The sequence below is a fragment of the Streptomyces sp. SID4985 genome (genome assembly GCF_009863025.1).
GTDB lineage: Bacteria > Actinomycetota > Actinomycetes > Streptomycetales > Streptomycetaceae > Streptomyces.
The window spans coordinates 1-12,076 of record NZ_WWIR01000368.1 but is presented as its reverse complement, the minus strand read 5'-3'; the positions used below and the strand labels follow the sequence as shown (position 1 = coordinate 12,076).

At 70.4% G+C, this 12,076-nt stretch carries 13 protein-coding genes; 6 read left to right on the top strand and 7 right to left on the bottom strand.

Features of this window, described 5'->3' with window-relative positions:
* Window positions 1-1,554, top strand: a 1,554-nt coding sequence (locus GTW40_RS15375; protein WP_161180748.1) for an ABC transporter permease, incomplete at its 5' end; no start/stop codon positions are given.
* Between the two features lie 20 nt (window positions 1,555-1,574).
* Here GTW40_RS15375 and GTW40_RS33125 read toward each other — a convergent pair.
* Together GTW40_RS33125 and GTW40_RS15370 are read right to left on the bottom strand one after the other, a co-directional pair.
* Window positions 1,575-1,850: a DUF6087 family protein gene (locus GTW40_RS33125; RefSeq protein WP_237525528.1), complete on the bottom strand. Its 276-nt coding sequence runs from the start codon at window positions 1,848-1,850 to the stop codon at window positions 1,575-1,577.
* Between the two features lie 298 nt (window positions 1,851-2,148).
* The gene (locus tag GTW40_RS15370; RefSeq protein ID WP_161180747.1) at window positions 2,149-2,955 is read right to left on the bottom strand and encodes a diacylglycerol kinase; all 807 of its coding nucleotides are present in this window, start codon (window positions 2,953-2,955) and stop codon (window positions 2,149-2,151) included.
* 207 nt (window positions 2,956-3,162) lie between these two features.
* Here GTW40_RS15370 and GTW40_RS15365 point away from each other — a divergent pair, with 207 nt between their 5' ends.
* Window positions 3,163-4,446 carry an adenylosuccinate synthase gene (locus GTW40_RS15365; protein ID WP_161180746.1) on the top strand — a complete coding sequence of 428 codons (1,284 nt, stop codon included), beginning with the start codon at window positions 3,163-3,165 and terminating at the stop codon, window positions 4,444-4,446.
* Window positions 4,447-4,533: 87 nt separating this feature from the next.
* On the opposite strand, the gene GTW40_RS15360 is transcribed toward GTW40_RS15365, so the two are convergent.
* From GTW40_RS15360 to GTW40_RS15350, 3 genes are all read right to left on the bottom strand, one after another.
* A complete protein-coding gene (locus tag GTW40_RS15360) occupies window positions 4,534-6,366 on the bottom strand; it encodes a hypothetical protein (RefSeq protein ID WP_161180745.1) in 1,833 nt (610 codons plus the stop codon).
* 304 nt (window positions 6,367-6,670) lie between these two features.
* Complete coding sequence (locus GTW40_RS15355) at window positions 6,671-6,913, bottom strand: DUF397 domain-containing protein (protein ID WP_161180744.1); 243 nt, start codon at window positions 6,911-6,913, stop codon at window positions 6,671-6,673.
* Window positions 6,910-7,752 carry a helix-turn-helix transcriptional regulator gene (locus GTW40_RS15350; RefSeq protein ID WP_161180749.1) on the bottom strand — a complete coding sequence of 281 codons (843 nt, stop codon included), beginning with the start codon at window positions 7,750-7,752 and terminating at the stop codon, window positions 6,910-6,912. The genes GTW40_RS15355 and GTW40_RS15350 overlap by 4 nt, the downstream gene beginning before the upstream one ends.
* 125 nt (window positions 7,753-7,877) lie before the next feature.
* Between GTW40_RS15350 and GTW40_RS15345 the strand changes: the two genes are divergently transcribed.
* Window positions 7,878-8,291 (top strand): hypothetical protein, encoded by a 414-nt coding sequence (locus GTW40_RS15345; RefSeq protein WP_161180743.1) that lies wholly within the window; start codon window positions 7,878-7,880, stop codon window positions 8,289-8,291.
* On the opposite strand, the gene GTW40_RS15340 is transcribed toward GTW40_RS15345, so the two are convergent.
* Window positions 8,284-8,934 (bottom strand): hypothetical protein, encoded by a 651-nt coding sequence (locus GTW40_RS15340; RefSeq protein WP_161180742.1) that lies wholly within the window; start codon window positions 8,932-8,934, stop codon window positions 8,284-8,286. The two genes, GTW40_RS15345 and GTW40_RS15340, sit on opposite strands and share 8 nt — an antisense overlap.
* A 108-nt stretch (window positions 8,935-9,042) precedes the next feature.
* On the opposite strand from GTW40_RS15340, the gene GTW40_RS15335 reads away from it, so the two are divergent.
* From GTW40_RS15335 to GTW40_RS15325, 3 genes are all read left to right on the top strand, one after another.
* On the top strand, window positions 9,043-9,456 hold the full coding sequence (locus GTW40_RS15335) for a hypothetical protein (RefSeq protein ID WP_161180741.1): 414 nt from the start codon (window positions 9,043-9,045) through the stop codon (window positions 9,454-9,456).
* 22 nt (window positions 9,457-9,478) lie between these two features.
* A complete protein-coding gene (locus GTW40_RS15330; protein WP_161180740.1) occupies window positions 9,479-9,763 on the top strand; it encodes a hypothetical protein in 285 nt (94 codons plus the stop codon).
* 136 nt (window positions 9,764-9,899) lie between these two features.
* Window positions 9,900-11,015, top strand: coding sequence for an NAD(P)/FAD-dependent oxidoreductase (locus GTW40_RS15325; RefSeq protein ID WP_161180739.1), 1,116 nt, complete (start codon window positions 9,900-9,902; stop codon window positions 11,013-11,015).
* A gap of 21 nt (window positions 11,016-11,036) precedes the next feature.
* On the opposite strand, the gene GTW40_RS15320 is transcribed toward GTW40_RS15325, so the two are convergent.
* Window positions 11,037-11,738: a GntR family transcriptional regulator gene (locus GTW40_RS15320; RefSeq protein WP_161180738.1), complete on the bottom strand. Its 702-nt coding sequence runs from the start codon at window positions 11,736-11,738 to the stop codon at window positions 11,037-11,039.
* Window positions 11,739-12,076: the final 338 nt, after the last annotated feature.

Genomic DNA, 12,076 nt, shown 5'->3' with positions numbered 1-12,076 from the left:
GGCACCCCCGCCCTCCTCCGCTTCGCCCTCCGCCGCGACCGCGTCCAGATCCCCGTCTGGGCCGGGGTGAACGCCCTGATGGTCCTCTCCATGCCGGGCACCCTCCAGGGCCTGTACGCCACGGCGGCCGAACGCGCCTCCCTGCGCGCGCAGATGACCGCCAACGCCTCGCTGCGCGCCCTGACCGGACCGCTCCTCGACGACTCCGTGGGCGGGCTGACGGCGTGGCGCGCGGGCGTGTACGCCGGGCTGCTCGCCGCCGCGATGAGCCTGCTGATCGTCGTACGGCACACCCGGGACGAGGAGGAGAGCGGGCGGGCGGAACTCCTCGCGTCGGCGGCGGTGGGCCGCAGGGCCCCGCTGACGGCGGCGCTGCTCGCGGCGGCGGTCGCCAACGGGGTGCTGGCGCTGCTGCTCTTCGCGGGCATGGCGACGTACGGCGCTCCCGGCGCGCTCGCGCTCGCACTCGGCGTCGCGGGGACCGGCCTCGTCTTCGCCGGGGTCGCGGCGGTCGCGGCGCAGCTCACGCAGAGCGCGCGGCTGGCGCGGGGGCTGACCTCGGCGGTGCTGGGGGCGGTGTTCGTCCTGCGCGCGGCGGGCGACTCGGCCCGCGCGGACGGCTCCTCGGTGCTGACCTGGCTGTCGCCGCTGGGCTGGCAGGAGAACCTGCGGCCGTACGCGACGGAACGCTGGTGGGTACTGCTGCTGTTCGGCGGCGCGTGTGCATCTCTGGGCGCCCTCGCCTTCACCCTCGCCGCCCGCCGTGACCTGGGGATGAGCTTCCTGCCGACCCGTCCGGGCCCGGCACGGGGACGCCTGAGCAGTGCTGCTGCCCTGGCCTGGCGCCTCCAGCGGGGCGCGCTGCTGGGCTGGGGCGTGGGGTTCTTCCTGGCCGGGGTGGTCTACGGCGGTCTCACCCAGGGCGCGGCGCAGATGATGGGCGACAACGAGGGGGTACGGCAGATCCTGGAGCGGATGGGCGGCCGCGCGGGCGCCGAGGACGCGTTCCTCTCCGCGATGACCGGCATGCTGGGCCTGGTCGCGGCCCTCTACATCGTCTCCTCGGTCCTCCGCCTGGCCTCGGAGGAGACCTCGGGCCGAGCGGAACCGATCCTCGCCTGCGCGGTGAGCCGCCTGAACTGGGCCGCGAGCCATCTGACGGTGTCCTTCGCGGGCTCGGCGGCCTTGATGCTCCTGGCCTCCCTGGGCTTCATGGCGGGCTACGGCCACCGCCCCGGCACCCTCCTGGCCGCCTGCCTGATCCAACTCCCCGCGATCTGGACGCTGGGCGCCCTGACGGTCCTCCTCTACGGCGTCCTCCCCCGAGCGGCGACGATCGCCTGGGCGGCAGCCACAGCGACCCTCCTCCTCGGCTGGGTAGGCCCCGCCGTAAACGCCCCCCAACCCCTCCTGGACCTCTCCCCCTACGCCCACCTCCCCAAGCTCCCGGCCGCCCCCATGGAGTGGACCCCGGTAGCGGCCCTGCTGACCCTGACCATCGCACTGACGTGCGCAGGACTAACGGGCATCCGGAGACGTGACATGGCGGGCTGAGGACCCCACCCCGGGCGGGCTCAGCCGACCCCCGGCTCGTCCACCCACCCCTGCGCCTCCACAAGGTTCGCGGCGGTCCCCACTGGCCCGTACGCGAACCCGTCCCACTCCTCCAGAACCCGGGGCTCGTCGGGCCGGACATGCCCGCCCCCGCCATGAAGCGGCCGGTGCCGCCGCCGGACATCCAGCGGCGCCCGCCGCCGCTTGTCGTACGCCGCGAGCGGATCGCCCCCGTCCACCCGGGGAACGGCCCGCGACGGCTGATTCGGCGGCCCTGGCCGCGCGTGCTTGCCCATGCTCGCGATGTTCCCAGGCAGCAACGGCGGCGGGCCGCGCAGCGGCGAGATCTGCCGCGCGAGCCGGGCGAGGGCGTCTAGGCTGATCGCCGAAGACCCTGGAATCGTCCCTGGTAGCCCGAGAGGGCAGGCCATACCCCCAGGGTTCAGACCTCGGCGAGGGCCGCCCGGGAAACTGGGCGGCCCTCGCGCGTGTCGGTTGACGCACGTCCGTCAACAGTGCCCGCCACAAGACCACCCGTCCTCGTGGCAGTGGCCGCAGCGGCGCATCGACCGGAGCCACAGCGGCAGCGCCCCCTCACCCCCTCGGCACCACCAACCCCCACGCCCCCTCCGCCACCCGCCAGGTACGCCGCCGCACCGGACCGGAGGTCACCGCGTCCGCCCGGTAGTGGAAGTTCTCCCCGGTCACCGTGATCGTGCGAGCGGAGGTGCGGACGGGAGAGCCGGACTCGGCGAAGGAGAACGGGTGGATCTCCACCGAGGCCACCCCCTGCCCCACCGCGGTCACCGAGACCGCCTCCACCGGCCGGTCCAGGTCCGTCACCGTCTCCCCGTCGATCTCCACCCGGAGCCGGACCGCAGGCCGGTACGCCACCCGCCGGACCAGGGAGCGGAGCCAGGGATGGGCCGGGGCCGCGCCGACCGGTTCGGAGACCACCGTGCGGGCCGAGGCGGGCGGAATGCCCAGGCACCCCAGCACCACCCCGTCGCTGTCGTCCACCAGGAGGTCCAGTCGCCGCACGGAACCCTCCAGCACCGCCCGTGCCGCCGCGACCGCGCCCGGAGGCACCCCCAGCGACCGCGCGAGGGAGGCCGGGCCCACCGGGACCATCGACAGGGCGCAATCAGAAAGCTCCCGGTGCCGGTGCAGAAGACTCACCGCCCGCACCAGCGCCCGGTCGTCCCCGACCACCACGGGCCGCCGCGACCCCCGTCGGCCCAGCACCCGCGCGAACTCCTCGGGAGAGTCCGGCAGGCACACCTTCGCCGCCGCACCCGCGCTGAGCACGTCTTTCGCTATCCGGACGGACTCCCCGTCCCCCCGCCGTGCCGCCGGATCGATGATCACCAGGAGCTGTTCGGACGTCGCGGAAGTCGCCACCTCGGTCCTGCCTCGCTTCCTCGGGTAGCATCTTTGTGCAAGAGCCCCTTGCGCTATTGCGCCAGGGGCTTCGTCTATTCCGGGGCATCCGGTCCGACGGGTTGTGCGGCCAACGACGGTCGCGGCGGTACGCGGCGACGAGGCGACGAAACCTCGCGCCCACGCCCCCGACCTTGGACATGCCCCGCCCGGAAGGGGTGTACGCGCGTGCCCGCACTTGTGCTGCTCGGTGCTCAGTGGGGTGACGAAGGCAAGGGGAAGGCGACCGACCTGCTCGGTGGCTCGGTGGACTATGTAGTGCGCTACCAGGGCGGCAACAACGCCGGCCACACGGTCGTCGTGGGCGACCAGAAGTACGCGCTCCACCTCCTCCCTTCCGGAATCCTCTCGCCCACCTGTACGCCGGTCATCGGCAACGGTGTCGTCGTCGACCCGTCGGTCCTGCTCTCCGAGCTGAGCGGCCTGAACGAGCGCGGCGTCGACACGTCGAAGCTCCTCATCAGCGGAAACGCGCACATCATCACGCCTTACAACGTGACGATGGACAAGGTCTCCGAGCGCTTCCTCGGCAAGCGCAAGATCGGCACGACCGGCCGGGGCATCGGCCCGACCTACGCGGACAAGATCAACCGCGTGGGCATCCGCGTCCAGGACCTGTACGACGAGTCGATCCTCCTCCAGAAGGTGGAAGCCGCGCTCGACGTCAAGAACCAGATGCTCACCAAGCTCTACAACCGCCGCGACATCGCCGCGGAGCAGGTCGTCGAGGAGCTGCTGGGCTACGCGGAGCAGCTCAGGCCGTACGTCGCCGACACCGTCCTGGTCCTCAACCAGGCGCTGGAGGACGACAAGGTCGTGCTGTTCGAGGGCGGTCAGGGCACCCTGCTCGACATCGACCACGGCACGTACCCCTTCGTCACCTCCTCCAACCCGACCGCCGGCGGCGCCTGCACCGGCTCCGGCGTGGGCCCGACGAAGATCAGCCGGGTCATCGGCATCCTCAAGGCGTACACGACCCGTGTCGGCTCGGGTCCGTTCCCGACCGAGCTGTTCGACGAGGACGGCGAGGCGCTGCGCCGCATCGGCGGCGAGCGCGGTGTCACCACCGGCCGTGACCGTCGCTGCGGCTGGTTCGACGCGGTGATCGCCCGCTACGCCACGCGCGTCAACGGTCTCACCGACTTCTTCCTCACCAAGCTGGACGTGCTCACCGGCTGGGAGGAGATCCCGGTCTGCGTGGCGTACGAGATCGACGGCAAGCGCGTCGAGGAGCTCCCGTACTCGCAGAGCGACTTCCACCACGCGAAGCCGATCTACGAGACGCTGCCGGGCTGGTCCGAGGACATCACCAAGGCGAAGTCCTTCTCCGACCTGCCGAAGAACGCGCAGAACTACGTGAAGGCGCTGGAGGAGATGTCCGGCGCGCCGATCTCCGCGATCGGTGTCGGCCCGGGCCGTGACGAGACGATCGAGATCAACTCGTTCCTGTAAGGGGACCTCGTTCCCGTAAGGGGACAGGGAAAAAGGGGCCCGCACCGACCGACCGGTGCGGGCCCCTTCTTCCTGCGCGCTCCCGGGTCAGGGGCGCTTGACGGAGACGGTGATCGCCTTCGTCTTCTCGTGGTTCTGGGCGTAGTCCACGGAGCGGAACTTCAGCACGTGCTTGCCCTTGCCGTGCACGGTGACCGGGGAGGTGTACGTCCTCCACTTGCCGCCGTCGAGCTTGTACTCGGTCCTGGCCACGCCGGAGATGCGGTCCTTGGCGATCAGGGTGACGCACACGTCCGAGCGGTTCGTGCCGTACCCGGGGCGGCACGGCGTGACGCGGGCCTTGGTGACCGGCGGTTCGAGGTCCAGCGGGAGGTTCAGCTCGGCGTCGCTCGGGGTCAGCTCGTCCTCCCGGGTCGGGGGCGGCACGTCGCCCGAGGCTTCGGTGCGGCCGACGGCGCCGACGCGGAGCAGGAGGTTGCTCCAGTCGTTGTAGCCGGTGAGCGTCGTCTGCTGTCCGTCGTTGTTGACGTCGAAGGAGACCGGCGCGGTGTCGATCACGCCGTTGCAGTTCCAGTCGACCTGGCCGGTCGAGGCGGCCACCATGACGAAGGAGCCGCCGCTGCTGCCCGGGCACCAGTGCCGGACGTCGTAGTTCCCGCTGCTGGCGGGGTACGTCCGCTCGTTGAGGCTGGTCTCGTTGAGCGAGGCGTTCTGGCGGGAGAGGTCGGTGAGTCCGGTGGTGGTCCCGGAGGTCAGACCGAACTGGTACAGGTAGTTCATGACGCTGAAGTACTGCGGCTTGTTGTTGACGTTCTGGTCGCCGCCGTGCTCCAGGTTGAGGTTGTGGCCCAGCTCGTGCATGAACGTGCCGGCCTGCTCGGCGACCGTGCCCACCTGGCCCGCGAAGCTGCCCAGGCTGACGATGAGGTCACTTCCCGGGGTGGGGGCGATGCCGCTGGAGTCGGTGCCGGGGTTCAGGTTGTGGGCCGAGATGGCGTAGTGGAAGATCGGCGCCCGGCCGGTGCTGGTGAAGCCGCCGGTCTGGTTCTTGATCGTGTTGAAGGCGTTCCACTGGTACATGCCGTTGACCGCGGTGCCCAGGTTGGTCTGCTCCGTGAGCGGCTTGGCCTTGCTCAGGGTGCCCCAGGTCGCGTTGGTCGCGAAGTTCATGATGCTGTCCGGCCCGGCGTCCACATGCAGGTTGATGCCGGTGGTGGGCGAGTGCCGTGAGTAGGGCGAGTTCGCGAAGGCGTCGACCACCTGCTTGATGGCCGCGGGGGCGAGCGCGTGGCTGTGGTTGGCGTTCGCCATCCAGTCGAGCTGGACGAAGACGTCCGGCTTGTTGACCGTGGCCCCCATCGCGGGCAGGTTGACGAACTGCAGACCCGGCCCGGGCGCGGTGTGGGCGCTGCCGTTGGCCGGATTGATGTAGATGCCGTTCTGCTTCCAGCTGTCGGGGATGCCGTCGCAGGTCGTGGAGTTGCAGTCGAAGGTGAAGTCGACGGTCGGGTTGAAGCCCTGGCCGCCGCTGCGGCTGATCACATAGCCGTTGGGTGCCGACTGGGTGTAACTGGCGTCCCCGACGACGGGCGCGTCCCAGGTGATCTGTGTCCGGTTGGTCTCCCGGTAGATGTTGAAACTGACGTTCCCGAAGTTGCCCCGGGGGTCGCCGCAGGCGTCGAGGTTCCAGCTGGCCGTGGCGCCCGCGTTGATGCGATCCGGCAGGTTCGCGGGGCATCCGTTGTAGCTGAAGGGCCCCAGTGTCAGGTCGCGGTCGCTGTTGTTGGTGAACCTCACCGTGAGCAGCGTGCCCGCGCGCTGGGCGGCGGCCGACGCTCCGGCCGCCGCCAGGGTGAGCAGGGTGACGGCCAGAGCGATGATGCCCAGTGCCGTACGCCTGTGGTGACGCTGTGTTTGCATGGTCGCACGGTATGGCTACGCTGCGTGTCTGCCCCGTGCGGCTCGTCGTACAGTCACTCTGCTGGCCGTCCGCCACGTGCGGGGTGCCGTCCGGCGGGGTGCGATCGGGGTATGAGCGGCGAGCGGGGTGTCCTGTGCCGGGGGCCCTACGGTGGTGAGGGTGTCTCCCCCGGCGGAGGGCCCGACTGTGCCGACCCGGGCGTGTTCGAGGTCGTACGGCAGGGACGGGCACCGTTGGTGGTGTGCCCGGTGCATCTGGGGCCGTCGCTGTTGGTGGGGACGGGGGTGCTGTGGCCGCCGGTGATCAGGCTCGTCGGGCGCCCGTGACGAATGAGGTCCACGCCGTGGAGGAGACGGTGAGGTGGGGGCCGTCGGGGATCTTGGAGTCGCGGACGTGGATGTCGTGGGGGCAGGGGGCGACCTCGACGCAGTCGCCGCCGCTTGCGTTGCTGTACGAGGACTTGTGCCAGGTGTAGGCGGTTTCCAGGCAATCACCGCCACTGTCATTGCTGTAGCTCGACTTGAACCACCGCAGGGTGCTGGTCATGTCCGTTCTTCTCCCGCCAACTTCCGGATGAGGCTCAGCGAGTCGTCCGGGCTCAGAGCCTGTGACCGGATCTTCGCATACCGGTGGTTGAGACGCGCCACCTTAACTGGATTGCTGACCAGCGAGCTCTCGTCTTCAACCTCCAGGTAGACAACGTGTTCGTGGTCCTTGGTTACCACCAACACCATGTCGCCTCGGGTGCCTGCGTGGCTACCCTTCGCGCCCCGGTCCATCGCCATCACTTGGAGGCTGACATTGTCCCGCTCTGCATCCTCCAAGAGCGCGTACAACTGGGCACGTTGGATATCCCAGCTGCCCACTGGCCGCCGTAGCGCTGCCTCGTCGAGGATCAGCTCGATCATGGGCGTCGGGTTGGTGCGGTCGAAGAGCGCCCTGCGCGCTATGCGTGCCTCGACCAGCTCGTCCACCATTGCCTCGGAGAGTGGGGGATAGCCGCCCCCGATCAGTGCCCGTGCGTATTCCGGGGTCTGGAACAGGCCAGAGACCACGTAGGTCTGGTAGGAGGACAGCGTCACCGCCTCCGCCTCCATGAGGGCGAAGTCCTGGAACTGCGGCGGGTACTTCTCCATCAGCATGAGCTTGCGGGCCTTCTCGAAGAGGCCCAGCCCACCACCGATCGCCTTCTCCAGCGCCACCAGCATCGCGTCACTCGCGGGCTGCGCGCACGTCTCCATCGCGCTGATGGCGGACGCGGTGTAGCCCGTCATCCTGCCCACTTCTTCCTGCGTCAGCCCCAGCTGTTCCCGCAGTGCTTTTGCCAGGGCGGCGACCATGCGCGCCGCACCACCTGCCTGAGCCTTGTTTGCTGCCCGCGCCATCGCGGTCACCCCCGGACTCAACCGAACTCAACCGGTCACCATGCCTCACCGCCCGTGCCCGACTGTTTCGAGGTATCGACGGAGAGTCATGGAAAACGGTAGCGCTCGCCACTGACACTGTCCCCATGAATACGCAAAGTCACCTGGCGATCCAATGGCTGCCCACCAGCGGCATCCACCTCCGCAAGGCGGGGGTTCAGTTCGACGCCGTACGGCTGGACGGCGATCCGGGGCGGCGCATCGCCGACCGGCTGGCGCGGATGACGGGGGGTGATCCGGGGCCGGTGGTGGAGTCGGGGAGCGGGCGCAGGAGCGTGTACTTCCTCGTGGAGGCGGGAAGTACGGCGCATCACGCGTGGCCGCCGGAGGTGACCCGCCTGACGAGCGGGCCGTTCCGGGTGAGCTACATCCCCGTGCCCGCGCTGAACGGACCGACGTGGCCGTTGAGTTGGCGGTTTCCCCCGACCGCCCCCGACCGGTTCGTGCACACGATGCTGCTGCGCACGGCGCTGCTGAACAGCCCGGAGGGGCTCAGCTGAAGACGATCATCGAGCCCTGGGCGAGGGAACGGGTGGCGGCGGCGTGCAGGCCGAGCCAGACGTGCCGTTCGCGGGCGAAGGGGCTCGGGTCGTAGGGCGCGGGCGCGGCGGCTTCCTCCAACTCGGTGGGTGCCGAGGGGGGTTGAGGGGCGGCCGGAGGGTTTGCGGGGTCGATGCCGATCGCGGGGGCGATGTGCCCCAGCTCGCGCAGGAGGGAGTGGGTGGAGCCCAAGGGGCCGCCGCCCGCGAGGAGTTCGTCGTTCGACAGCGGGTGCGGGAAGTCCACGGGGACGTACGCACCCGCGTGGTCGTAGTGCCACACCAGGTGCGACTGCTGGGCGGTGGTCTCGAACATCTCCAGCAACTGCTCGTAGTCGCCGCCGAGTTCGTCCACGGGGGTGACGGGCAGGCCGCACACCTGGAGCAGGTAGACGCGGCGCAGGAAGTGCAGGGCGTCGTAGTCGAAACCGGCTACCGGGGCGACATCGCCGGACAGGCCAGGCATGTACTGGAACACCGGCACGGACGGGAGCCCGGCGTCGGTCAGCGCGCTGTTGTAGTGCGCGAGTTCCTCGGCGAACGGGTTGTCCGGGGCGTGGCACAGCAAGTCCACGAGTGGGACCAGCCACAGGTCGCAGGCCAAGGAAAGCTCCTCGCACGTCGGGGCGCGTCGGGTGTCACGGGGTTGACAAGCGTAATGCTTGACATCCTCCCTCTCTCAAGAGTTGGACCACACCACCAGGAGGACCCCGTGTCGTACCCGCGACCGCTCACCCCCGAGGAGAGGCTCGCCGACGCGAAGAAGCTGCTGAGCCTCCCGCGTATCGTCGCGATCTGCGGCTCCACCCGCTTCATGGACGAGATGACCGAGGCCGATCTGCGGGAGACCGAAGCCGGAAGGATTGTCGTCAAACCGGGCTGCGACCTGAAGTCGCCGCACGCACTCTGGTCCGACCCCGTCGAGGCCGAGGCGCTGAAGCCCCGGCTCGACGAGCTGCACCGGGCGAAGATCCGGCTCGCCGACGAGGTGCTCGTGGTCGGCGACTACATCGGAGACAGCACCCGAGCCGAAATCGCCTACGCCCGGTCGCTGGGCAAGCCCCTGCGGTTCACCCACCCCGAAGTCGACCCCGGCGTCACGCGAAACCGAGTCGCTCCGAAGTGAGGGCGCTGCTAGCTTCCCCGCCGTGATCGTTTATCCCCTGTGGCATGTGGGCCACCAGAACGAGGCCGGCGAAGACGGTTCGACCGTGCACGTCGATCAAGACGGCGTGTTCTGCGACGAGTTGGACGGCGACGACCTGAAGTTGCTCGGCATCTACTCCAGCCTTGAGCGGGTGGAGGAGCGGCTGCGGCAGGCCCGGCTGCTGCCGGGGTTCCGCGACGAACCGGACTGCTTCTACTACGACCCGTACGAGCTGGACGAGGACGAGTGGACCAGCGGCTTCGTGCGGGTCATGCCGGGGGAGTAGGTCCGGGGCGGGGGCGCTGTCGTCGCGTTGTCGGCCGGGGGCGGCAGGTGTCGGGGGTTTGTCGGCGGGGGTTGCGACGTTGGGTGCGGAGCCTGCCGGGGTCGTCCGGCGGGTGTGAACCATGCGAGGTATCACCATGAGCACGCACGTCACGATCATCGGCGCGGGACTGGGCGGCCTCACGCTCGCCCGTGTCCTGCACGTCCACGGCATCACGTCCACGGTCTACGAGGCGGAGACCTCCCCGGCCGCGCGGGCTCAGGGCGGACTGCTCGACATCCGGGACTACAACGGGCAGTTGGCGCTGCGGGACGCCGGTCTCTACGAGGAGTTCCGCGCTCTCATCCTCGAAGGGCGCCAGGCGACACGCGTTCTCAGCCGGGACGGCGAGGTCCTGCTCGATCTGCCCGACGACGGCACGGGCCCCAACCCCGAGGTGCCGCGCGGCGAGCTGCGGCAACTGCTGCTCGACGCGCTGCCGGAGGGCACCGTGCGGTGGGGGCACAAGGTCACCGGGGTACGCGGCCTCGGCGGCGGCCGCCACGAGGTGACCTTCGCCGACGGCACCGCCGTGGAGACGGAGCTGCTGGTGGGCGCGGACGGCGCGTGGTCCCGCGTCCGGCCGCTGCTGTCCGGCGCGACACCCGAGTACACCGGCGTCTCGTTCGTCGAGACCCTGCTGCTCGACGCCGACACCCGGCACCCGCACAGCGCGAAGCTCGTCTGCGACGGATCGACCATGGTGCTCGCGCCGGGCAAGGGCGTCCTGGTGCACCGGGAGCGGGGCGGCACCCTGCACACCTGGGTCATGCTCGCCCGGCCGCGCGACTGGTTCGACGGGGTCGACTTCTCCGACCCCGCCGCAGCGCTCGCTCGCATCGCCCGGGAGTACGACGACTGGGCGCCGGAGCTGACCGCGCTGATCACCGACGGCGACACCGCGCCGGTGCCCCGCCACATCCACGCCCTCCCCGCCGAGCACCGCTGGGACCGGGTGCCGGGCGTCACGCTGCTCGGCGACGCCGCCCACCTCACGGCCCCGAACGGCGAGGGCGCCAACCTGGCCCTCTACGACGGCGCCGAACTCGGCAAGGCCGTCGCCGCGCACCCGGGCGACGTGGAGGCCGCGCTCACCGCGTACGAGCGGGCGATGTTCCCGCGCAGCGCCACGGCCGCGCTGGAGGGGGCCGACCTCCACGAGATGCTGGGCGAGGACGCGCCGTACAACCTGATCGGCATGTTCGCGGAGTAAGTACCTGAGTAGGTGGCGGAGTTACTCCGCCGCCAGTTGCTCCACCAGCGACAGCGAGTGCGCGTTGGCCTCGGCGACGATCGAGCGGGCCGCCTCCGCGTCGCGGCGGGACAGGGCGTCGATGAGGTCCGTGTGGCCCGCCCAGAGGCGGCCGCGGATCTCGTGGGGCTCGGGGCGGCGGCGCAGATGCTGGACGGCGCAGACCCAGGAGCGCAGCCGGAGGCGGTGGAGGAACTCGGCGATGTACGGGTTGCCGAACAGCACGCTCAGCTCGCGCCAGAAGCGGAGGTCGTAGCCGACGAGGACGGTCAGGTCGCCCGCCGCGTTCGCCCGCTTCGCCTCCTCGCCCCGGCGCCGGACCGCCGCGAGCGCCGCCGCCGTACAGGGGTCGTCCGGGTCGGCGAACGCCGTGTGACCGTCCCGCAGCGCGCGGAACATCCCCTCCGTGACCAGGCTGCGCGCCTCGATCATGGAGCGGTAGTCGGCGAGGGAGTACTGCGGGACACGGAAGCCCCGGTGCTGGTCCGCCTCCAGGAGCCCCTGCGCGGACAGATCGACCAGCGCCTCACGGACCGGCGTCGCGGACACGCCGTACTGGTCCGCTATCTCCTTGACCGTGAACGCCCGGCCCGGCCGCAGCCGCCCGGCCAGCACCTCGTCCCGCAACGCGTCCGCGATCTGCTGGCGCAGAGTACTGCGCGTCACGCCACCGGTGAAGGCCATCGTCCGGGAGTCTCCTCACACGATCGGGCGCGGTCGTCGTACATGCTCTTGCTTACGAGCAAGAAACCTTACGCGTTCGATTCCACCGACCGTCAGCCGTGGTCCGTCCAGCGAACCTCACCATCGACGACGCTGGCGGAGACCCCGAGCTCCAGCGCCCGCGCCACCGCGATCGAGGCCGCGTGACCTGGGTGGATGCCTCCAGCTCCGGCAACGTGTCGGGCGCACCGCCCGTCCAGGCGTGCAGCCGTACGTCGTCCAGAAACACGAACGCCTCACGCGCGTGCTCCGCGCGGAGGGGCTCCAGGTGGAGGCGGGGGGTGGTCAGGGGGACGGGC

Coding starts and splice junctions, on each gene's coding strand:
- GTW40_RS33125 (WP_237525528.1), bottom strand. CDS start 1,850: ATGGGCAAGCACGCGCGGCCAGGGCCGCCGAATCAGCCGTCGCGGGCC.
- GTW40_RS15360 (WP_161180745.1), bottom strand. CDS start 6,366: ATGCAAACACAGCGTCACCACAGGCGTACGGCACTGGGCATCATCGCT.
- GTW40_RS15355 (WP_161180744.1), bottom strand. CDS start 6,913: ATGACCAGCACCCTGCGGTGGTTCAAGTCGAGCTACAGCAATGACAGT.
- GTW40_RS15350 (WP_161180749.1), bottom strand. CDS start 7,752: ATGGCGCGGGCAGCAAACAAGGCTCAGGCAGGTGGTGCGGCGCGCATG.
- GTW40_RS15345 (WP_161180743.1), top strand. CDS start 7,878: ATGAATACGCAAAGTCACCTGGCGATCCAATGGCTGCCCACCAGCGGC.
- GTW40_RS15325 (WP_161180739.1), top strand. CDS start 9,900: ATGAGCACGCACGTCACGATCATCGGCGCGGGACTGGGCGGCCTCACG.
- GTW40_RS15320 (WP_161180738.1), bottom strand. CDS start 11,738: ATGGCCTTCACCGGTGGCGTGACGCGCAGTACTCTGCGCCAGCAGATC.